This is a genomic window from Qipengyuania sp. B-5 (assembly GCF_056857815.1).
The window spans coordinates 24,850-46,048 of record NZ_JBSXNU010000041.1 but is presented as its reverse complement, the minus strand read 5'-3'; the positions used below and the strand labels follow the sequence as shown (position 1 = coordinate 46,048).

The following is a 21,199-nucleotide window of genomic DNA, read 5'->3' as shown; positions in this document are numbered from 1 at the left end:
GCTAGCAGGACCAATCAAATGGCACAAGTCGATATTCTCTTTAAATTCCGAAGCCGTCGCGCAGCTCACTGCATAAGAACGGACAAATGCGCTATTCTTGTACCGACCTGGGTCGTCACGAACGCCGTAATAGAAAGATATATTGTCACACTGCATCGCGTGACCGGTCATTGTTTGATGCTCGGGTGTGATTAATCCAGAAACCAAGTAAAAGTGCGGATGCCATTGCAAGTTGAGCGCCAATCACTTGAAACGTCGGATAAACTCCGAGCATACTTAGTCGCGGGCCGCCGGCTATCGGCGCAATCCCGATCAAACCTGCTTCCTGCAAGCCCGCGATCCCTTTGCCGATCAGGACAATCGCAAGCAGGGCGATGAGCACCGAACTGTAGACAAAGAACTTTCCGATCGGCAGCGTCCGGCTGTAGCGCAGCAGCAGCCAGGCGATGACGACAAGGAGCAAACCGGCCGTGGCAGCGCCCGCCAGCAGATAGCCCGTACTTCCCTGAGCGGACAGCGCAGCGTAAAAAAGGATGGTTTCGAAGACCTCTCTATAGACGACAAGGAATACGATCCCGAACAGAAACCAGAGCGATCCGCGCGAAAGCGCCTTGCCAAGCTTGTCGCGGATATAGCGCTGCCAATTGTCCGCCTGTGATTTTCCGTGCATCCAGACGCCAACCGACAGGAGGACCAGCGCTGCAATCAGCGAACCGAATGCCTCGATCGATTCCCGGCCGGCACCGCTGATGTCGAGAAGATAGGTCGCCGCAAGCCAAGTAAGCGCGCCTGCTACCAGCGCACCGGTCCACCCGCCATGAACAAATCGCAATGCCCGATCCTGTCCCGCCTTCCTCACGAAAGCGATCATGGCAATCACGATAAGGAGCGCCTCCAGACCCTCGCGGAGAAGGATCGCGAACGAGGCCACAAAGGTTGACCAGCCCGTCGCAGATTCCGGCGCAAGGACATTTTCAGCCTGTACGAGCAAACCCTCGATGGCCCGGATCCGTTCGCTTATCGCAGAGGTCGGCAGATCTGCGTCGATGGCTGCACGCAAGTCCATCATCGCGCTCTCGATACGCACCAGAAGATCCGGATTGCGTGTCGCCAATATCGGTTCGACGGGTTCGAACCCGTCCAAATATGCCGACAGTGCGAGCTCCTTGGCCCGGGAAATATTCCCGTTCGCGTGGGCGCGCTCAGCTTCTGCGAGCCGGGTATGTGTGATGCCAAGAGGCCCCGCTGAATCGGCGATCGCCGACGGGTTGGCCCGAAGATAGGCCATGAGCGCGTCCGCGCGCTCTTGCCCGATCTCTCCTGCCAGTTCGTCCGGCGTGATCTTCGTGAGAGCGGCAAGATCGGGAAAGCGTTTGCGTAGTTCGGAATCTGACTTCCATAGACGCGCCCCTTCGTCGGCCGCCTCAAAGGCGACGGATCCCGAATAGAAGGCCAGGGCCCAACGGTCGTCGGAGGAGAGCTGCGAGAAACCGGGCATGGCGGTGCCATCGATCCCTTGGTCGATAACCTGATAGAGACCCATGATGCTGCGCTGGCGCGCGCGATCGACGTCGGTAAATGCGATCGGCGGCGGATCAAGGCCCGCAGACGCCGGCCCGCGACCGTTTCCTGACACCCCGTGGCAACTGGCACAATTCTCCTGGTACAGCAGTCTTCCGCGCTCAAGATCGGGCGCCCTCGAAGGCGAGAGCGTGATCGGATAGATGGCTAGGAGATCCGCAGCGAGCTTTCTGGCTGCCGTGGCAACTTGATCAACGGGGGCCATCGAGAGGATATCGGCTTCAAGTTGCTTCGCGTTTGCCTCTAGCCGAACGCGACCGGGGCGTTCAGGCAATTCCGCAATACCCGATCGTACCGAACCGGCGAATTCGACCATTTCCTCATATTCGAGTTCGTTGACGACTTCGCCGTCCTCGACGGCAGCTGCATAATCTACCGCCATGTAATCGAGCAGGCGCCAGATCGTGTTGGGTTCTGCCGCCAACGCTTGCGCGCTGCCGAACGACAACAGAAGGGCCAGGCAAATGCCGGACAGGCGCGCCAAATATTTCATCATGCAATCTGCTGCGTCTTCATATCGCTGCGCGCATGGCGGACAATTTCGAGAGCCGAATGGAGGAACAAAAATGCAATCGCAGCGGCCACGATGATATCAGGCCATGCGCTTCCCAACCAGTAGACCAAACCGGCTGCGACGATGACCGCGACATTGGCCAGGGCATCGTTGCGCGAAAATAGCCATATCGCGCGCGCTTGAGCATCGCCTTTTTTGCGAAAGCGAGCGAGCACAAAAACGGCGGCAAGGTTGATGAGCAAGGCGACAAAACCCACCCAGCCCATGATGCCGGCTTCCGGCTGCACCATATCGAACATGCGCCAGATTGCCGCGCCGATCACACTCACACCAAGCGCTGCCAGAAATAAACCTTGCGCGAACGCCACGCGGGCACGAGTCGATGCCGTCCATCCGAGCGCAAGCAGTCCGATGAAGGTGATCGAGCCATCGCCAAGGAAGTCCAGCGCGTCGGCTTTGAGCGCCTGGCTCGCGGCTAAAAACCCGGCGGCCAGCTCGATCATGCCGAAGCCGACATTGAGAATAATCACGATCCAGAGCGCGCGGCGGTATTGCGGATCGTCAACCGCCCTCTCGGGGTCGCCGGTGCAACCACAGTCTTCCGAATCATCTAAACTCATGGTTTCTGAGCTTTACAATCTCCAGTTACTGGAGGATCAAGGACTTTCTGCGAACCTTTCGCAGAAAGTCTGACGGCGGATGTGTGATTGCGTCGCGGAGACACACACCCTGCGATGGCCATCATCGAGGATTAAAGAATGCAGATAGGAAAAATTGCCCGCGCGACCGGGACCAAAGTCAACACCGTTCGCTATTATGAAGAGATCGGTCTTCTGAAGCCCGCTCCGCGCTCCCAGTCGGGACGAAGGATTTACGCAGACGCCGATGTCGAACGGCTCGCATTCATCCGGCGGGCTCGGGGTTTGGGCTTTTCGGTGTCCGAAGTTCGCTCGCTGCTCGAAGTGTCGGACGCACCAAACCGGGATTGCAACGACGCTGCGACTTTGGCACGAAATCATTTGCGCCGGGTGGAGGAGCAGATCGAACAGCTGCAGGCGATGAGACAGGAACTGATCGGCCTGGCACGGGCCTGCGATGGGGGCACTGCCACCGACTGCGGCATCATCGGCGGGCTTGCTAGAAAATCCGCCTAAACATTGCCTCGGCAAAAGCGCAGAATCTACACTTTCGGCGCGGTGCCATCGTCGCGCTGCGTTTCTCCGGACCGCCAGGTAACGAGAAGAAATGCCACTCCAAGGACTATTCCGACATCTGCGAGATTGAACGCCGGCCAGTGATAGCCGCCGACATAGAAGTCGAGAAAATCGGTGACCGCTCCGTCCGCCAGTCGGTCGGCAACGTTACCCAATGCACCGCCAATGATCGAACCTATCGCGGCGGATTCGAGGCGTACAGTACTGCGCCAGAGCCATCTGGCCAGAACGCCCACGACAAGAAGCGCGAACCCGGACAGCAAATAGGGCGCGATTGGATTACCGGAACTCAGAAGGCCGAATGTAACACCGCGATTATATCCGAGCACCAGATTGAAGAATGGAAAAACATCTATCACGCGGGCAGGGTCCATGACCACATTCACAATAAGCCATTTTGAAATGAGATCGCTCGCGAAGACTGCAACGGCGATCGAAAGACCAAGACTTCGGTACATATTGGTTCCTTGGATGATCGGCAGATATCTCTGATTCTCTGGACGATAGAAATCAGGTCTGGGCCCGGTACTCATCGATCATGTCAATGCAGAGAGGTCAACTGTCCCGCCGATCACTGGCCCAGCCATTCAGGCATCCGAATGTCATCGGCACGTGATCCCAGCGCGGGAAAATATCTGTCTCCGCCATGCCTTGATGGGCAAGCAAAACATTTTCGCCGATGTCGCAAATTGCACCGGTTTCGCGTGGGGGCACACGAGGTGGATCGCGGACTCATACTGCGGCGGTGGGAATGTCAAGAAACGGAGTCCCTACCTTCTTGCCAAATCCAAAGGTCATGTTTTTAGGATACTTTTTGCGGCTACGCGCATTTCAGAACATTCGCTGAACGGCATGGTGCGAATGAGGCGAGGCTCCTTGCGTCTGTGACTCTCTTTGCGGTTGTAGTGAGAAAGCATTGCCGTAGGGCATTCATGCTTCTGAAAAGGGAATATCGAAAATGAAAGCCTCTGACTTGTTTATCGCTGCATTAGAGGCTGAAAAGGTGGAATACATCTTTGCCGTTCCCGGCGAAGAAAACCTCGACCTGCTGGAATCCCTGCGCACGTCCTCAATCGAATTGGTATTGACGCGCCATGAGCAAGGTGCGGGCTTTATGGCGGCGACCTATGGCCGTCTGACCGGCAAGGCGGGGGTTTGCCTCGCAACTCTCGGGCCTGGTGCGACGAACCTGACAACTCCGGCGGCCTATGCCGCGCTCGGGGCCTTTCCGCTCATCATCATCACCGGGCAGAAACCGATAAAGACATCGAAACAGGCGCAGTTCCAAATTGTCGACGTTGTTTCGCTGTTTACTCCGCTATGCAAGGCTTCGACCCAGATCGTGAACGGCAATCGCATCCCCTCGCTCGTTCGCGAAGGTTTCCGACTTGCTCAGGAAGAAAGACCGGGCGCTGTGCTGCTCGAGCTTCCGGAAGATATTGCTGAAGAGGAAACGATCGAACCGGTCATACCGCCGCATCAAAGGCGTTATGCGGTCGCCGGAGATGCGGCGCTCGACGAAGCGGCCGAGCGGATCATCGCGGCTGAGCGGCCACTGCTGCTAATCGGAGCCGGAGCAAACCGCCGCCGCGCTTCGAAGGCGCTGCGGAAATTCGTGTCCGATACCGGTTTTCCCTTTTTCGACACCCAGATGGGCAAGGGCGTGGTCGACGAAGATAGCGAACTCTATCTGGGCACCGCGGCCCTATCTTCGGACGATTATGTTCACTGCGCGATCGAGAAGGCCGATCTGATCGTCAATATCGGTCACGACGTGGTGGAGAAGCCGCCATTCTTCATGGAGCCGGACGGTCAGACTGTCATTCATATCAATTACAAGGCGGCCGAAGTCGATCAGGTCTATTTCCCGCAGCTGGAAGTCATCGGTGACATTGCCGGTTCGGTCGAGCGCCTCGGAAGCCGTTTGGATGGCAACTTGCAGTGTGATCGCAGCTACTACACCGCCCTGCATCACGAGATTGCTTCGCACATTTCCGAAACCAGCGACGACGACCGTTTTCCAATGGTTCCCCAACGCGTCGTTGCCGACGTTCGCAGCGTAATGGCACGCGATGATATCGTCGCGCTCGACAACGGCATCTACAAGATCTGGTTCGCTAGAAACTACATCGCTCATGAGCCTGGCACCATTCTGCTCGACAATGCATTGGCGACGATGGGCGCGGGCCTTCCATCCGCCATGATGGCGGCGATTCTCACGCCCGGGCGCAGGGTTCTCGCGGTGTGCGGCGATGGCGGGTTCATGATGAACTCGCAGGAACTGGAAACGGCCGTCAGGCTTGGCATGAACCTCGTCGTGCTCATCCTGAACGACGCGGCATACGGCATGATCCGGTGGAAGCAGGGCCAGCTCGGCTTTCCGGACTACGGCCTGACCTTTTCCAATCCCGACTTTGTCACTTATGCCAAGAGCTATGGAGCGACCGGCCACCGTGTCGAGCGAAGCGCGGATCTGGTTGCGGTCCTGAACGCCGCATTCGAGGCTGGCGGCGTGCACCTTGTCGACCTGCCCGTCGACTATTCCGAAAACAAGAAAGTGCTGATCGACGAACTCGGCGCGAAGGTGTGCGAGCTATGAAAACGATCGTTCACAATCCCTTCGACCGCTCGCCGATTGCAGAAGTGGCGCTTGTCGACTGGGCTCAAATCGATGAATGGCTGAATGAAGCGCAGTTGCTCCACCGCGAACGCAGTTGCTGGCTTGCTGTGCATGAGCGTATCGCCATCCTCCGGCGAACGGCGGATATCATGCGCGAACGAGCCGAAGAACTGGCTCTCCAGATCGTCAGGGAGGGCGGCAAGCCCCTGGTCGATGCGCGGGTGGAAGCCGGTCGCGCGATCAATAGCGTCGACTTGTGCGTTCAGGCGCTGAGCGATGGCGGGGGCCACGAGATCCCCATGGACCTGACAGAAGCGGGTGCGGGTAGGACGGCGTATACATTCCGCGAGCCGATCGGTCCTGTCGTGGCGATCTCGGCATTCAATCACCCCCTCAACCTGATCGTCCATCAGGTTGGACCGGCGGTAGCAGCCGGGTGCCCCGTTCTTATCAAGCCTGCGCTGGAAACACCTCTGTCATGCCAGAGCTTCGTGAGCATTCTCCATGAAGCCGGCCTGCCTGAGGCCTGGTGCCGGTTCGCACCTTGCGGCAACGACATCGCCGAAAGAATGGTAACCGATTCGCGCACGGCGTTCTTCTCATTCATCGGTTCTGCGAAAATCGGCTGGATGCTTCGCTCGAAGCTGGCGCCGGGAACCCGCATTGCTCTCGAGCACGGCGGTGCGGCGCCGGTAATCGTGGACAGCGGCGTGGAGCGCGCAGCAGTGATCGCCTCGTTGCTCAAAGGCGGGTTCTATCATTCGGGTCAGGTCTGCGTTTCCGTACAGCGCGTATTCGTCCCTGCTGCAGAATTGAAAGACTTCGCCAATGACCTAGGGCGAGCTGCCGAAAAGCTCGTCGTGGGCGATCCCGCCGTTGCTGAAACCCAATGCGGCCCCTTGATCCGGACGGAGGAAGTCGACCGCGTCGAACGCTGGGTCGATGATGCCATCGCAGCAGGCGGCACCCTGGTGTGCGGGGGAAGCCGTCTGAGTGACACTCTTTTCTCTCCGACCGTCATTCTCGATCCTCCCGAAAGTGCCAATGTGTCCCGGCAAGAAATCTTCGGCCCCGTGATCTGCGTGTATGGCTATGACGATATCGACCTGGCTATCGAGCAGGCCAATGCCCTGCCTTACGCCTTTCAGGCCGCTGTATTCACCGATCGGCTGTCAATCGCCAATCATAGCATCGGCTCTCTGGCTGGATCGGCTGTGATGGTGAACGACCATACGGCATTCCGCGTGGACTGGATGCCCTTTGCAGGCCTGCGCCGCTCCGGCCTTGGTGTCGGCGGGATCGCCTACACGATGGCGGATATGAGCTTTGAAAAAATGGCCGTCTGGAATTGGCCAGAGGGTGGTTTTCGATCAGATCGATAGGAGCGTTCGATGATTGTCCCGCACACGGTCTATTGAAAGAGCAGTGACTTATCGCTGCTACCCGATCTTCAACATCATGAAGACTGAGACGAGAGATGGCCGCGAATTCTTCATAAAGCGGGCAGACATTTGCATTAGGGCGGCTATCGCAGCGGAGACTGTGAAGAGCAATGAAGCGGGCCGGTGCCTGTGCCTCACGCCTCTCGGCGGACCCATACTTCTGTATTCCTGGGCTTCTGGGTAAGGCCTATTCAGATGCTAGCGCCTTCCATGAGGTGGCGAATGCCATTCTACAGCTTTCGTTCGGCATGACCGTGCCCGTTCGTCCATATCGATTTCATCCGGAAATGCGAGAGGAACATTATCCGGCGCCTCGCCGTTGCAATGGTACGCAAATATTCAGGTATTTAATAGAAATTGGAGACATATCATGGAAGCCAAGAATGTGATGACCTCGAATCCTGCATGCTGCAATCCTTCGACCAGTGTACGGGAGGCCGCTAATCTCATGGTGAAAAACGACTGCGGCGAAATTCCGGTTGTAGATGATTCCGGCACACTTGTCGGTGTGATTACCGATCGTGACATTGCTTGTCGCTGCGTTGCAGACGGCAAGTCTTCTGACACGTCGGTAGAAGACGTGATGACAAGCTCTCCGATTACTGTGACACCCGACACGAGTGTCGATGATTGTCGCAGCAAAATGGAGGACAACAAAGTTCGGCGGCTTCCTGTTGTGGACGAGAGTGGCAAATGTTGCGGCATCGTTTCACAAGCCGACATTGCTCGGCATGCGAACGAAAAAGAGACCGGCGATCTGGTGCGTGAGGTATCGGAACCCACCGAGGAAGCGTCAAAGTCAGGTTGCTGTTAGGCAAATTTGGGCAATAGGTTTGGGCTTCGGGTTTGCTGAAGCGAAAACATAAATCTGGCCTTTGTCTTCAGCCTGATAACCGACTTGCACGTCGTATGCGTTCGGACTATCCCAAACCGGTGACGTATATTCGTGCTCTTACTTTGATCTGCTTCAGCTTCGGCCTGTTTGTGCAGGTCGCAGCACAGGCAGCTGTTCCGCAGATTGAAGTGGCCGGAACGACTGATTGCGCTGAAATGGTGCAAGGCATGCCCAATCACCCAATGCCCGGGCAGGTGATCGCCGATAAGGACAAGGTCGATCAGCACGGGCCTTGCCGCGAGATGACACTCGATTGTCTTGTTGCTATGAATTGTCTCCCGCCGCTGGCGCTCACCGCTGCGGGACTTGCGCAAACAGAATCGCTTTTTGTTGCGCCTCAGTACCTTTCCGCGAGTGCCAGCAGGCTCGAGAGCCAGCCGCTACCGCCGGAATCGCCACCTCCACAACCCCAGCTCACCATCTAGCATTTCCCGGGCGGTGCATCGCGCCGCTTGCGAGCTTGACGGATAAACAGGCCCAGCGCCCGGTTGCTCGCCCGCGTGCGCCGTGGCCCTTCCCGGTCAGCTCGCTTTGAAAGAGTAAGAATTATGGATTGGCGCATTGGCTGGGTGCCGTTTTCGGCCCTGCTCGCCGCGCAGACTGCCCAAGCACAGTCTGTCGGATACGAGGAAATACTGGCGGTAGCACGAGGCGAACAACCCGTTCTGGAAGCTGGCGCGCTGCGTGTACAATCGCGGCGCGAGGCAGCGGAAGCGGCGGATGAGCTTCCCGATCCGCGCGTACGCGCAGGTATCATGAACCTTCCTGTGACCGGACCTGCCGCGTTCGACCCAGACCGGCAACTCCCCACGCAGATCGCAATCGGTATCGAGCAGGAAATCCCAAATCTCGCCCGTCGACGGGCGAGGTTCGGCGTTGCCAGTTCGGAAGTGCGGCTCGCCGAGGCACGCCTTGGCATGGCCGAGCGTATTCTTCTCGCCGATGCGGGCACGGCCTGGGTCCGGCTCCATTATGCGCAAGCGCGGCTTGATCTTGCCCAGGCTGCGCTGGACGACCTGAGAGCATTCGTTCCGGTTGCCAACAGTGCAGTTGCTTCGGGGTCGGCCCGCCCGGCGGAGAGCCTGGCAATCCGGCGCGAGCTACTCGGAATTGAAGACGCGATTACCGCTATCGAAGCCGAGCGCGAGACTGCGCAAGCGCAGATTTCCCGATATATACCGCTCGCAGATCCGGTTGCTTTGGGAGCCGCGCCATCGGCTGTCCTCGATGAGGAGCAGCTGCGGTTCGAGCTCGAAAGCAATCCCGAAATCCTGCTGGCCGATGCCGAACGAGGCCGGGCCGAAGCCGGTGTCGCGCTCGCACGCGCCGAGAAACGACCCGATTTCGGGGTGAGCGTCACCTATGGTCGCCGCAATCCTGATTTCGGCGATGCGGTGTCGATCATGGGGTCCATTACACTGCCGATCTTTACCGACCGGCGGCAGAATCCGCGCATTGCCGCTGCCGAAGCCGAAGCCGCTGCCGCATCGGCCGAGCGCGAGGATCGCAGGCGCGCGTTGGTTGCCGGTTTCGAAGCTGATCTGGCAACCTGGCGCAGCACAGTGCGGCAATGGGGACGCGCGCGTGACGAGCTTCTTCCGCTGGCGCGCGACCGCGCGGACCTCGATACAGCGAGTTTCGCGGCCGGGCGTGCCGATCTCGTCGATGTGATTGCGGCGAAATCCGCGCTCGCGCTGCTCGAACTGGAGATACTCGAGCGCGAACAGGCAGCTGTCGAGGCGGCGGTGAGGCTGCGACTGACCTACGGGGAGAGCAGGCCATGAACTCCGCGCTCGAACGATTCACACCGCGCCAGCGCATGTATGCGGCTGGACTTGGTATTGCTCTGGTCAGTCTGTTGGCGGGCTACGGTCTCTCAATGCTCGGCAGCGAGAGCGGCGGCGATGCAGCGACAGATACGGGCTGCGAGGACGTGCTCTATTGGTACGATCCGATGGTCCCTGACCAGCGCTTCGACGAGCCGGGCAAATCTCCTTTCATGGACATGCAGCTGGTCCCCAAATGCGCGGGCGGCGACGCGCAGGGCGCCGGGGGTGTGAGTATCGATTCGACGCTCGTCCAGAATTTCGGGATCCGGACTGCTGAAGCGGAATATGGCGTGCTGGAGCCTGAAATCAGCGTCACCGGCACGCTCGCATATAACGGCAGCGAGATGGCGATCGTTCAGCCGCGCGCCGGCGGCTATGTTCAGCGGACCTACGGCCATGCACCGCAGGACCTGATTGCCAGAGGCGCTCCGATCGTCGACATTCTTGTGCCCGAATGGGGCGGCGCACAAAACGAGTATCTTGCTGTTGCCGCAACCGGCGACGAAGCGTTGACCCGGGCCGCCCGCGAGCGCCTGCGGCTGCTTGGCATGCCGGACTCGATGATCGCCTCGGTCACCCGAAGCGGAAGACCGCAAACGATCATCACCGTCACAGCACCGCAATCGGGCGCGATCACGTCGCTCGCAGTAAGGCCGGGCATGACCGTGGCGGCGGGCCAATCGCTGGCCGAGATCAGCGGGTACAGTCCGATCTGGCTCGAGGCGGCGGTACCCGAGGCACTGGCTGGCAACGCGCGTGTCGGGCAGCCGGTGAGCGCCACGCTCACTGCCTTTCCCGGCGAACGGTTTGCCGGACGCATCATCGCCATTCTGCCGAGCGCGCAAGATGCGAGCCGCACGATAACCGTGCGGGCAGCGATGCCCAATCCGGGCCTGCGGCTCAAGCCGGGAATGTTTGCCCAAGTGATGCTCGCGCCTGAACGGCGCGAAGCGCTGCTGGTCCCTTCGGAAGCTGTCATTCGCACCGGCGAGCGGACCCTGGCGATGATCGCGCAGGGAGGTGGCGGCTATCGGCCCGCCGAAATCCGTATCGGCCGCGAAGCGAACGGACGGACCGAAGTCCTTGCCGGGCTGGCTGCAGGAGAGAGAGTGGTCACCTCGGGCCAGTTCCTGCTCGATTCCGAAGCCAGCCTTGCGGGCATCGACGTGCGTCCCGTCGATCAGGCACCATCCGGTGCGAGCGAAGACCGAGGGTCGGACGATGCAGATGAACCGCAGACTTATCGCGCGACCGGGACGATCGAGCGCATAAACGCCAACAGCGTGACCTTGCGCCACGGTCCGGTGCCTGCGCTCGAATGGCCGGCGATGACCATGCCCTTTGCCAGCGAAGGACCGGAACAGCTGCGCGGTTTCGCGCGCGGCGACCGGGTCTCCTTCACATTTGTGCAAGCCACTTCCGGGCCGCGCATCGTCTCGATCCGGAAAACCGGGCAATGATCGCGCGCATTATTGATAGCTCGATCGCCAATCGCTTTTTCGTGGTGCTGGCAGCGATAGGGTTGGCGCTGGCCGGTTTCTGGGCGGTACGGACAACGCCCGTCGATGCCCTGCCGGACCTTTCCGATGTACAGGTGGTGATCCGCTCGAACTATCCAGGTCAGGCACCCCGTATCGTCGAGGACCAGGTGACCTATCCGATGGCGACCACCATGCTGTCGGTCCCCGGCGCCAAGACCGTGCGCGGCTATTCCTTTTTCGGCGACAGCTACGTCTATGTCATCTTCGAGGACGGGACCGACCTCTACTGGGCGCGCTCTCGCGTTCTGGAGTATCTGAACCAGGTCCAGAACCGCTTGCCCGACGGGGTTCAGAGCACACTTGGCCCTGATGCTACCGGGGTGGGCTGGATCTACGAATATGCGCTGGTCGACCGCAGCGGCGGACACGACCTGGCCGGGCTCAGGAGCCTGCAGGACTGGTTCCTGCGCTACGAGCTGAAAACCATTCCCGGCATTGCCGAAGTCGCCAGCGTGGGCGGCATGGTCAAGCAGTACCAGATCGTGCTCGACCCCTATCGCATGGCTTCGCTGGGCGTGACGCACGCGCAAGTGGTCCGAGCGGTGCAGGCAGGCAATCAGGAGACCGGCGGCTCTATCGTCGAAATGGGCGAGGCCGAATATATGGTCCGTGCTTCGGGCTATCTCGGCACGCTGGCGGATTTTCGCAGCATACCCTTGCGCGCCGAAGCGGGCGGCACTCCGGTAACGCTGGGCGATGTGGCCAATATCCAGATCGGCCCGGAGCTGCGCCGCGGCATTGCGGAACTCAACGGCGAAGGCGAGGTCGCCGGCGGTATCGTCATTCTGCGCCAGGGCGCCGATGCGCGCAGCGCAATTGCGGCGGTCGAAGCGAAGCTCGAACAATTGCAGGCAAGCCTGCCCGAAGGGGTCGAGATCGTCACCACCTACGACCGTTCGCAATTGATCGATGCTTCGGTCGAAAACCTGACCACCAAGCTGATCGAGGAATTCATTGTCGTTGCCTTGGTGTGCCTGCTGTTCCTGTGGCACGCGCGATCGGCACTCGTCGCGGTCGTCACTCTTCCGCTCGGCGTTATCGCGGCCTTCATCGTGATGCGCTTTCAGGGCGTAAACGCGAACATCATGTCTCTTGGCGGGATCGCCATCGCGGTCGGCGCGATGGTCGATGCCGCGGTGGTGATGATCGAGAACGCCCACAAGCATCTGGAGCGCTGGGCCGAGGAGAACCCTGACACGGTTCTGTCCGTCCAGGAGCGCTGGCGGATCGTCGCGGATGCCTCGAAGGAAGTCGGCCCGGCGCTGTTTTTCAGCCTGCTGATCATCACCTTGTCGTTTCTGCCGGTTTTCACCTTGCAGGCGCAGGAGGGACGGCTGTTCGCGCCGCTCGCCTTTACCAAGACCTATGCCATGGCGGCTGCTGCGATCCTGTCGATCACTCTGGTTCCGGTGCTGATGGGGTGGCTGGTGCGCGGAAAGATTCCGGCAGAGGACAGCAACCCGGTCAATCGCGTGCTGACCCGGGCGTATCGACCCGGGCTAGACTGGGTGATGCGCCGCCCGAAGACCGCTTTGGCCATCGCCGGGCTGGTCTTCCTGACCACGCTCGTTCCCTTCTCGCGTCTTGGCGGCGAATTCCTGCCGCCGCTCGATGAAGGCGACCTGCTCTACATGCCCAGCGCCCTTCCTGGACTGTCTCCCGGAGAGGCGTCAGCGCTGCTACAGCGCACCGACCGGCTCATCATGACCGTTCCGGAAGTCGAAACCGTGTTCGGCAAGGCCGGGCGCGCCGATACCGCCACCGATCCCGCCCCTCTCACAATGTTTGAGACGACCATCCGCTTCAAACCACGCGATGAGTGGCGCGAGGGCATGACACCGGACATGCTGGTCGAGGAACTGGACCGCGCCGTGCAGGTGCCTGGCCTTGCCAATGTCTGGGTGCCGCCGATCCGCAACCGGATCGACATGCTCGCAACCGGGATCAAGAGCCCGATCGGGGTCAAGGTTTCGGGCGAAGATCTCGGCGAGCTGGAACGCGTCGCGCTCCAGATCGAACAGGCGGCAAAGAACATTCCCGGCGTCAGTTCTGCGCTGGCTGAAAGGCTGTCGGGAGGCCGCTATGTCGATGTCGATATCGACCGGCTGGAAGCGGCCCGCTACGGTCTCAACATCGCCGACGTGCAGCAGATCGTCTCCGGCGCAATTGGCGGTGCCAATGTGGCCCGTACAGTCGAAGGCCTCGCAAGATACCCGATCAATGTTCGCTATCCGCGCGAGATCCGCGACAGTGTCGACGAGCTGCGCAATCTGCCGGTGCTGACCCCGTCTGGTCAGCAGATCACGCTTGGTACCGTTGCGCAGGTGCGTGTGACCAGCGGCCCGCCCATGCTCAAGAGCGAACAGGGCCGTCCCACAAGCTATGTCTATATCGATGTGCGCGGGCGCGATCTGTCTTCTGTGGTTGGCGATCTGCAGGAGGTTATCGCGGCCGAGGTCGATCTGCCTCCGGGCGTCAGCCTGTCCTATGCCGGGCAGTTTGAATATCTCACGCGGGCCTACGAACGTCTGCAGATCGTCGTTCCGGCTACGCTCGCGATCATATTCCTGCTGCTTTACCTGATCTTCCGCCGGTTCGACGAGGCGCTGCTCATCATGGGCACCTTGCCGTTCGCGCTGACGGGCGGCTTCTGGCTGCTTTACCTGATGGGATACAACCAGTCGGTCGCGACCGCCGTCGGCTTCATCGCGCTGGCCGGGGTGTCAGCCGAATTTGGCGTCATCATGCTGATCTATCTGAAAGCTGCGCTGGAGCGGCGCGGTAAGGACTCGGATGCGGAGGAAGTCTCAGCCGCCATCCGTGAAGGGGCATTGCTGCGCGTCCGGCCCAAGGCAATGACCGTCGCGGTCATCCTCGCCGGCCTGTTTCCGATCCTGATCGGCACTGGGGCTGGCTCCGAAGTGATGAGCCGCATCGCCGCGCCGATGATCGGCGGGATGATCACCGCGCCGCTGCTGTCCATGTTCGTGCTTCCCGCAGCCTATCTGTTGCTGCGGCGTCCCCGGCCGGAACGGCCAACCCAACCCCAAGGAGAAGAAGAATGCGTCACACAACCCTCATAACCCTATTGGCCGCGCCGCTGGCGCTGGCAGCCTGCGATTCTAGCCAGGACACTGCCGAGATGAACGACATGCCGATGGCTGAAAATGAAATGATGATGGACGGCCAAGATATGCCAATGACGGACACCGGCAGCGCAATGCAGACCGCGAGTGCGCAAGGCACCATCACCGCCATCGATGCCGAAGCGGGCACGATAACCGTCGACCACGGTCCGGTCCCAGCGATCGAATGGCCGGCGATGACGATGGCGTTCGAAGCCGATGAGCAATTGCGCAGCGAAGTAAGCGTCGGTGAGGGAATTGCCTTTGAATTTCGTACTGGTTCTGAAGGCAGTGTGATCACGTCGATCACGAAGGAGTAAATCGGTTGGGCGGTGCCAGGCAAATCTGGTGCCGCCCATCGCGAAACAGGAGGAGCATGATCCGGATACCGCGCATCACCCAGGCATTCCCCGTGGACCGCCGCACACTGATCAAAAGCGCTGGTTTTGCTGCTGCAGGCTTTGCCGCGTTCCCGCTTGCGGGATGCAAAGCGCAAGACGCATCGATGCTGGACAGCACTGACGGGTCCAATCCGCTCGCTATACCGCCCTTGCAGCGTGGCGAGATTGAGCACGGCGCACGGGTTTTCCGCCTGTCTTTGACACCAGGCCAGAAGGAATTCGTCCCCGGTGTTGCTTCGCCCGCCATCGGCATCGACGCACCCTATCTGGGACCGACGCTTGAAATGCGCCGGGGCGAGCGGGTGCAGTTCCATATCGACAACAATCTGGCCGAAGGCGCTACGGTCCATTGGCATGGTTTCGAACTTCCTGCCGCAGCCGACGGCGGGCCGCATCAGTTGATCCGTCCCGGCGAACGCTGGAGCCCCTCTTTCGAAGTGCGCCAGCGGGCCTCGCTCTACTGGTGTCATTCGCATTTGGAGCGCGAAGCCGGGCCGCAGGTCTATGCTGGGCTCGCCGCGCCGATCTATGTTCGCGATGACGAGGAAGAGCGCCTCGACTTGCCGAGCGACTATGGCGTCGACGATATTCCGCTAGTCGTTCAGGATCGCGTTATCGATGGATCCGGCCGGTTGGTGTACCCGCTGAGCATGCATACGCGGATGATGGGCGTGCGCGGGAACCGGATATTCGTCAACGGCACTAAAAACTCTGTGTTCGACGCACAGGCAGGCCAATTGCGGCTGCGCATCCTCAACGGATCGAACGCTCGCTTCTACGATTTTTCGCTCGAAGGTGATCGTTCGATGCAACTGATCGCGAGCGATGGCGGCTTGCTCGATCGTTCGCACATCGTCCGCTCGGTCAGGCTCGCCCCGGGGGAGCGCGCGCAGGTAATTATCGATCTCTCGGAAGGACGCCCGCTTCGCCTTCTTGCCAGCAGTCCCGAAAACGCCATGGGCATGATGGGCGGACGCGGAATGATGGGCGGCGGGATGATGGGGCGCGGCGATAGCGGCGATGCTTCCGCAGACGTGTTTCAAATCCTCGATATCAGGCCGGCAAGTTCGGCCCAGCGCATCAGGGTGCCGACACAACTGGCATCGCTTGCTCCAACCGACCCGTCGTCAGCCGTCCGAACCCGGCGTTTCGTTCTCGACATGGGCATGATGGGCGGCGGAATGTCCATTAACGGTGCTGCGATGGACATGAATGTGATCAACGAACGTGTGCCAGTCGGCCAATGGGAAATCTGGGAGATCGCCAACGCTTCGATGATGGCCCACCCGTTTCATATCCATAACGTCCAGTTTCGTGTGATCGACCGCGATGGCCGAGCGCCCCCACCATTGGAAACCAGTTTGAAGGATACCGTGATCGTCAACCCGCGCGAGCAGGTACGCCTTCTCCTGCGTTTTGAAGAACACACCGACCCAGACCTGCCCTACATGTATCACTGCCACATTCTCGAACACGAGGATGCAGGCATGATGGGGCAGTTCGTAGTCGTGAAGAGCTAGGAAGGACAGGCGATGAGCAAGGACCAGAGTGTGATCGAGGGTACCGCGATCGACCCGGTATGCGGCATGAGCGTTGCAATCGACGGGGCTCAGCATATCGCGACGCATGAGGGCGCGACACACTATTTCTGTTCGCCGCGCTGTCACGACAAGTTCGTCACCGATCCCGAGCTCTATCTCTCGGGCGCGCATCTCGACGCGGTCGAGGATGTGCCCGAAGGCACGATCTACACCTGTCCGATGCACCCTGAAATCCGCCAGCCCGGGCCGGGTTCATGCCCGATTTGCGGCATGGCGCTCGAACCGGAAACCGTTTCGCTGGGCGATGGCCCCGACCCCGAACTGGTCGACATGCTGCGTAGGTTCTGGTGGAGCGCGCTGCTCACGCTGCCTCTGTTCGTCTATGCGATGAGCGACATGGCACCGGGGCTCAGTTTCGACCGTCTGATAGAACCGGCCTGGGCGCAGTGGGCGCAATTTGCGCTCGCAACCCCGGTGGTTCTATGGGGCGCCTGGCCGTTCTTCGTTCGGGCCATCCAGTCGCTCAAGACGCGCAATCTCAACATGTTCACCCTGATCGGGTTCGGCGTGGCCATCGCCTATCTTTTTAGCGTCGTGGCGACGGTCGCGCCCGATCTGTTCCCTGCAGCGTTCCGCGACCATTCGGGACGGGTCGGGGTCTATTTCGAGGCGGCAGCGGTCATCACGACGCTCGTTCTGCTCGGACAGGTCCTCGAGCTCAAGGCCAGGGGTTCGACCTCGAGCGCCTTGCGCGCACTGCTCGAGCTGGCACCGCCCAGCGCGGTCAAGATCTTTGGCTCAGGCGACGAGCGCGAGGTGCCGCTCGATCAGCTAACCACAGGCGATCGTCTGCGCGTTCGACCCGGCGACAAGGTTCCCGTCGATGGCGAAATCGAGGAGGGATCGAGCGCGATCGATGAATCCATGATCAGCGGCGAACCGCTGCCGGTCGCCAAACAGGCTGGCGACACAGTCATTGGCGGCACAGTCAACCAGACTGGTGGGTTCGTCATGCGCGCAACCGGCGTGGGCAAGGACACGATGCTGTCCAAGATCATCCAGATGGTGGCCGAGGCACAGCGCAGCCGCGCACCGATCCAGCGACTGGCGGATCAGGTAGCGGGCTGGTTCGTGCCTGCGGTGGTGGTGATAGCCATTGTCACCTTCGTGGTCTGGGGAATCTGGGGTCCCGCACCAGCGCTTGCCTATGCGCTGGTCAATGCCATTGCGGTGCTGATCATCGCATGCCCCTGCGCGCTCGGGCTCGCGACGCCGATGTCGATCATGACCGGCACCGGCAAGGGTGCCCAGCACGGCATCCTGATCCGCAATGCCGAGGCGCTGGAGACACTCGAGAAGATCGATACGCTGGTGGTCGACAAGACCGGCACGTTGACAATGGGCAAGCCCGATCTGGTGGCGGTGACGCCAGCAATCGGTATCGACGAAGCCGATTTCCTGGCTGCGGTTGCAGGCGTCGAAATGGGCAGCGAACATCCGCTGGCCCACGCAATCGTCGAAGGTGCACGGACGCGCGGCGTCTCCCCCGCCAATGCTACGGATCTCGCTTCGACGACCGGGGAAGGTGTTGAAGCCAATGTCCAGGGCCGCCGGGTCGCGATCGGCAATGAGAAGATGATGCGGCGCGTTGGGATCAATGACGAGGCCTGGCTGGGCTCGGCCGAGAGTGGGCGCAAACAGGGTCAGACGGTGATGTTCGTGGCATTCGATGGCCGTCCGGCAGGGCTCATCGCGGTGGCCGATCCGATCAAGCCCACCAGCGCAGCGACCATTGCGGCGTTGCACGCGCGCAAAATCCGGGTCGTTATGCTGACTGGCGACAGCCGCGGCACTGCCGCAGCGGTCGCGCGCGAAATGGGAATCGACGAAGTGCACGCCAATGTCTCGCCCGAAGACAAGCACCGCAAGATCGAAGAGCTGAAAGCGCAAGGTCGCCGCGTCGGCATGGCCGGGGACGGGATCAACGATGCGCCTGCACTGGCCGCCGCCGATGTCGGCATTGCCATGGGCACCGGCACCGATGTTGCAATCGAAAGCGCCGGTGTGACGCTGGTTCGCGGGGACCTGACGGGAGTGGTGCAGGCCATCGTGCTATCGCGCGGAACGATGCGCAACATCCGGCAGAACCTGTTTTTCGCCTTCGCTTACAATACGCTTGGCATTCCGGTCGCGGCAGGCGTGCTGTATCCCTTCTTCGGAGTGCTGCTCAGCCCGATGATCGCGGCGGCGGCCATGAGCCTCTCTTCCGTATCGGTGATTGGCAATGCACTGCGGCTGCGGGGTCTGCGCCTTGAAGTCTGAGAGGCCAAACTTCAGCTATGCGCGTTCTTCCATGCCCCCATGGAGCCGAGATAGATGTCGAGGCGCTTGAAGCCCTGGCTTGCCAGCCAGCCCGCGGCAACGCTCGCCCGCATGCCGCTCGCGCACATCAGTGTGTAATGGCGGTCGCGGTCAAGCTCTTCCCACCGCGTATTGAGCTCACCGACATAGATATGTTCTGAGCCGTCGATGCTTGCTTCTTGTCGTTCGTCCGCGTCGCGCACGTCGAGCAGGGTCCACTCGCCGCTGTCCCGATCAAGCTTGCGCGCGACTTCTTCTGTGCCGATCATGGGAATGCTGCGCATCGCTTTGCCCTGTGCGGCGGCTGGAACCACGCCGACATAGCCGCCGACAACATTATCGAGGCCGATGCGCAGCAGATGGGCCATGGCCTGGGCTAGCTGGTCTTCCTCGGAAGCGACGAGGGCGATCCTGTCGCCTTCACCGAGGAACCATCCAGCAAAGGCCGGTATCATTCCCACCGGAAGGCACATGGCACCCGGCATATGACCGGCGGCATAGGCGAGCGGCTCGCGCACATCGATCAGGTGATCGGCTTCGATCTCGTCAAGCTCTCCCAGCCTCAAGCGCCTTGGCCGCTTAATCCGCGGCGCGGCTTTGGACCCTTCAAGGTTGAGCCGCTCCATCAGCCGGAAATAGGGCGGTTGGTAGTGCTGTTCTGCCACCTTCGCCTTGATGAACTCGTCGCGGTCGGAGATGCGCAGGCGCGGGTTGTTGCGCCGCTCGTGGCCGATTGTCGAGAATTCCCGGTCCGCCATTCCCGATCCGCAGACCGAGCCCGCACCATGCGCTGGGTAGATGATCGCCTGGTCGCCGAGGCGGCAAAGTTTCTGCAGGGAGTCGAATAGAAGGCCCGCGACTTCTTCCTTGCGCTCGGGATAGAAATCGGTGCGCCCGACATCGCCGACGAACAGGGCATCGCCGGTAAAGACGCCGACCGGCCCCTCGGAATATTCGCTGTCATGGATGACGAAAGCGAGATGATCGTCGGTGTGTCCAGGTGTTTCAAGCACTTCGATCTTCAATTGACCCAGCTCGAAACAATCGCCTTCGCGCGCGGTCCTGGCAAAGATGACTTCGCCTGCCGCGTTGGGCCCGTGATAGACCGTGGCTCCTGTCAAATTGGCCAAGATCGGCGAGCCGCTGAGCAGATCCTCATTGCGATGGGTTTCGAAGATATGCGTTATCTCCAGCCCTTCGGCCCGGGCCTTTTCGACATAGACCTCGCAGTCCCGGCGCGGATCGATGACCGCTGCCTTTCCGCCCGAGCCGATGATGTAGGAAAGGTGTGAGAGACCGGGGGTTTTGATTTTCTCCAGAAACATGCGACTTCCTTGTCTGTTGCTCAAAGTCTGTAACGTTCGGGCTCGTTACAGATTGAAAAATGTTACGACGTTTAATCGATCCCGAGTTCGGCCTTGATGGCGGCAGGACTTTCGAAACGTTCGGCTTCGGGCCTGCCGATGGCAGGCTTTGCGTTGATCCAGGTATCTTCGCACACGAATTCAAGCAGGCTCGCCGCTAGATCAGCATGACGGCAGCGGAAACAGCCTTCTGCCAAGCGTTCGTCCGTAATGACGGCATCGCCGGTGTAAGGCTCATCCAGCAGCCAGCCCGGCCGTGCGGCCGTCCATTTGATACCTTGGGCGTCGCTGAGCATCGCTTCCATGGCGCGCATCTGCTCGAGTATATTGAACAATGCAGGCTTGGCGGTGAGCTCAAACCAGGCCGGGACGCTCGACTGATGTTCGACAAAGGCAGCGGAGATCACGGCAATGCGGTCGATCTTCGTCTGTGCCATCGCCCCGAGCAGGTTGCGCGTGCCATCGGTATAAAGCGGCGGTGGATCGATCGCATTGCCCGGACCAAAAGCGACACCGAGGGTCGAGATAACCGCGCGGCAGCCATCGAGATCGCCAGCGAAATCGTCCGACAGCACATCGCATTCGATATATTCGAAGTCGCCCACCCGCTCGTCTGGTCCGGGCACCGTGTGTTCGAAGGCGCGGATCGGTATGTCCCGGGCAAGGGCATGCCTCAGTAGCTCGGTGCCGGTCTTCCCGCCTGCGCCGAAGACAGCGATGGGCCTCGTATCGGTCATCTGCTTGTTCCTGTTAAAACTGGTGAGGGCGACG

General features: G+C 60.5%; 16 protein-coding genes. 11 read left to right on the top strand and 5 right to left on the bottom strand.

Going from position 1 to position 21,199, the window contains the following annotated elements; all coding sequences use genetic code 11:
* Positions 1-145 precede the first annotated feature (145 nt).
* Positions 146-2,077, bottom strand: coding sequence for an FTR1 family protein (locus AC13CE_RS06565; RefSeq protein WP_482971940.1), 1,932 nt, complete (start codon positions 2,075-2,077; stop codon positions 146-148).
* Positions 2,074-2,715, bottom strand: a complete 642-nt coding sequence (locus tag AC13CE_RS06560) for a cation efflux transmembrane domain-containing protein (protein ID WP_482971939.1) — start codon at positions 2,713-2,715, stop codon at positions 2,074-2,076. The genes AC13CE_RS06565 and AC13CE_RS06560 overlap by 4 nt, the downstream gene beginning before the upstream one ends.
* A 138-nt stretch (positions 2,716-2,853) precedes the next feature.
* On the opposite strand from AC13CE_RS06560, the gene AC13CE_RS06555 reads away from it, so the two are divergent.
* Positions 2,854-3,249: a MerR family transcriptional regulator gene (locus AC13CE_RS06555; RefSeq protein ID WP_482971938.1), complete on the top strand. Its 396-nt coding sequence runs from the start codon at positions 2,854-2,856 to the stop codon at positions 3,247-3,249.
* A 26-nt stretch (positions 3,250-3,275) separates the two neighbouring features.
* Here the strand turns inward: AC13CE_RS06555 and lspA are convergent, their stop codons facing one another.
* Positions 3,276-3,767, bottom strand: a complete 492-nt coding sequence (gene lspA, locus AC13CE_RS06550) for a signal peptidase II (RefSeq protein WP_482971937.1) — start codon at positions 3,765-3,767, stop codon at positions 3,276-3,278.
* 500 nt (positions 3,768-4,267) lie between these two features.
* On the opposite strand from lspA, the gene AC13CE_RS06545 reads away from it, so the two are divergent.
* The 10 genes from AC13CE_RS06545 (at position 4,268) to AC13CE_RS06500 (ending at position 19,025) form a co-directional block, all read left to right on the top strand.
* Positions 4,268-5,908: an acetolactate synthase large subunit gene (locus tag AC13CE_RS06545; protein WP_482971936.1), complete on the top strand. Its 1,641-nt coding sequence runs from the start codon at positions 4,268-4,270 to the stop codon at positions 5,906-5,908.
* Entirely contained in the window at positions 5,905-7,311 is a 1,407-nt protein-coding gene (locus AC13CE_RS06540) for an aldehyde dehydrogenase family protein (protein ID WP_010412709.1), read from the top strand. The genes AC13CE_RS06545 and AC13CE_RS06540 overlap by 4 nt, the downstream gene beginning before the upstream one ends.
* A 430-nt stretch (positions 7,312-7,741) precedes the next feature.
* The gene (locus tag AC13CE_RS06535; RefSeq protein ID WP_010412712.1) at positions 7,742-8,185 is read left to right on the top strand and encodes a CBS domain-containing protein; all 444 of its coding nucleotides are present in this window, start codon (positions 7,742-7,744) and stop codon (positions 8,183-8,185) included.
* Positions 8,186-8,280: 95 nt separating this feature from the next.
* Positions 8,281-8,691 carry a hypothetical protein gene (locus tag AC13CE_RS06530; protein WP_010412715.1) on the top strand — a complete coding sequence of 137 codons (411 nt, stop codon included), beginning with the start codon at positions 8,281-8,283 and terminating at the stop codon, positions 8,689-8,691.
* A 123-nt stretch (positions 8,692-8,814) separates the two neighbouring features.
* Positions 8,815-10,050, top strand: a complete 1,236-nt coding sequence (locus tag AC13CE_RS06525; RefSeq protein WP_010412718.1) for a TolC family protein — start codon at positions 8,815-8,817, stop codon at positions 10,048-10,050.
* Positions 10,047-11,555, top strand: coding sequence for an efflux RND transporter periplasmic adaptor subunit (locus tag AC13CE_RS06520; RefSeq protein ID WP_482971935.1), 1,509 nt, complete (start codon positions 10,047-10,049; stop codon positions 11,553-11,555). The genes AC13CE_RS06525 and AC13CE_RS06520 overlap by 4 nt, the downstream gene beginning before the upstream one ends.
* The gene (locus AC13CE_RS06515; RefSeq protein WP_482971934.1) at positions 11,552-14,719 is read left to right on the top strand and encodes an efflux RND transporter permease subunit; all 3,168 of its coding nucleotides are present in this window, start codon (positions 11,552-11,554) and stop codon (positions 14,717-14,719) included. The genes AC13CE_RS06520 and AC13CE_RS06515 overlap by 4 nt, the downstream gene beginning before the upstream one ends.
* Positions 14,720-14,778: 59 nt before the next feature.
* Positions 14,779-15,081, top strand: coding sequence for a copper-binding protein (locus AC13CE_RS06510; RefSeq protein WP_225899968.1), 303 nt, complete (start codon positions 14,779-14,781; stop codon positions 15,079-15,081).
* A 56-nt stretch (positions 15,082-15,137) separates the two neighbouring features.
* Positions 15,138-16,682 (top strand): multicopper oxidase family protein, encoded by a 1,545-nt coding sequence (locus AC13CE_RS06505; protein ID WP_482971933.1) that lies wholly within the window; start codon positions 15,138-15,140, stop codon positions 16,680-16,682.
* Between the two features lie 12 nt (positions 16,683-16,694).
* Positions 16,695-19,025, top strand: coding sequence for a heavy metal translocating P-type ATPase (locus AC13CE_RS06500; protein WP_482971932.1), 2,331 nt, complete (start codon positions 16,695-16,697; stop codon positions 19,023-19,025).
* Positions 19,026-19,036: 11 nt separating this feature from the next.
* Here the strand turns inward: AC13CE_RS06500 and AC13CE_RS06495 are convergent, their stop codons facing one another.
* Positions 19,037-20,389, bottom strand: a complete 1,353-nt coding sequence (locus AC13CE_RS06495; protein WP_482971931.1) for an MBL fold metallo-hydrolase — start codon at positions 20,387-20,389, stop codon at positions 19,037-19,039.
* A gap of 71 nt (positions 20,390-20,460) precedes the next feature.
* Positions 20,461-21,165 (bottom strand): NAD(P)-dependent oxidoreductase, encoded by a 705-nt coding sequence (locus AC13CE_RS06490; protein ID WP_010412754.1) that lies wholly within the window; start codon positions 21,163-21,165, stop codon positions 20,461-20,463.
* Positions 21,166-21,199: the final 34 nt, after the last annotated feature.

What these genes read in the sequence shown, in the direction of transcription:
- AC13CE_RS06565 (WP_482971940.1), bottom strand. Translation starts at nt 2,077, where the DNA reads ATGATGAAATATTTGGCGCGCCTGTCCGGCATTTGCCTGGCCCTTCTG.
- AC13CE_RS06560 (WP_482971939.1), bottom strand. Translation starts at nt 2,715, where the DNA reads ATGAGTTTAGATGATTCGGAAGACTGTGGTTGCACCGGCGACCCCGAG.
- AC13CE_RS06555 (WP_482971938.1), top strand. Translation starts at nt 2,854, where the DNA reads ATGCAGATAGGAAAAATTGCCCGCGCGACCGGGACCAAAGTCAACACC.
- lspA (WP_482971937.1), bottom strand. Translation starts at nt 3,767, where the DNA reads ATGTACCGAAGTCTTGGTCTTTCGATCGCCGTTGCAGTCTTCGCGAGC.
- AC13CE_RS06545 (WP_482971936.1), top strand. Translation starts at nt 4,268, where the DNA reads ATGAAAGCCTCTGACTTGTTTATCGCTGCATTAGAGGCTGAAAAGGTG.
- AC13CE_RS06540 (WP_010412709.1), top strand. Translation starts at nt 5,905, where the DNA reads ATGAAAACGATCGTTCACAATCCCTTCGACCGCTCGCCGATTGCAGAA.
- AC13CE_RS06535 (WP_010412712.1), top strand. Translation starts at nt 7,742, where the DNA reads ATGGAAGCCAAGAATGTGATGACCTCGAATCCTGCATGCTGCAATCCT.
- AC13CE_RS06530 (WP_010412715.1), top strand. Translation starts at nt 8,281, where the DNA reads ATGCGTTCGGACTATCCCAAACCGGTGACGTATATTCGTGCTCTTACT.
- AC13CE_RS06525 (WP_010412718.1), top strand. Translation starts at nt 8,815, where the DNA reads ATGGATTGGCGCATTGGCTGGGTGCCGTTTTCGGCCCTGCTCGCCGCG.
- AC13CE_RS06520 (WP_482971935.1), top strand. Translation starts at nt 10,047, where the DNA reads ATGAACTCCGCGCTCGAACGATTCACACCGCGCCAGCGCATGTATGCG.
- AC13CE_RS06515 (WP_482971934.1), top strand. Translation starts at nt 11,552, where the DNA reads ATGATCGCGCGCATTATTGATAGCTCGATCGCCAATCGCTTTTTCGTG.
- AC13CE_RS06510 (WP_225899968.1), top strand. Translation starts at nt 14,779, where the DNA reads ATGAACGACATGCCGATGGCTGAAAATGAAATGATGATGGACGGCCAA.
- AC13CE_RS06505 (WP_482971933.1), top strand. Translation starts at nt 15,138, where the DNA reads ATGATCCGGATACCGCGCATCACCCAGGCATTCCCCGTGGACCGCCGC.
- AC13CE_RS06500 (WP_482971932.1), top strand. Translation starts at nt 16,695, where the DNA reads ATGAGCAAGGACCAGAGTGTGATCGAGGGTACCGCGATCGACCCGGTA.
- AC13CE_RS06495 (WP_482971931.1), bottom strand. Translation starts at nt 20,389, where the DNA reads ATGTTTCTGGAGAAAATCAAAACCCCCGGTCTCTCACACCTTTCCTAC.
- AC13CE_RS06490 (WP_010412754.1), bottom strand. Translation starts at nt 21,165, where the DNA reads ATGACCGATACGAGGCCCATCGCTGTCTTCGGCGCAGGCGGGAAGACC.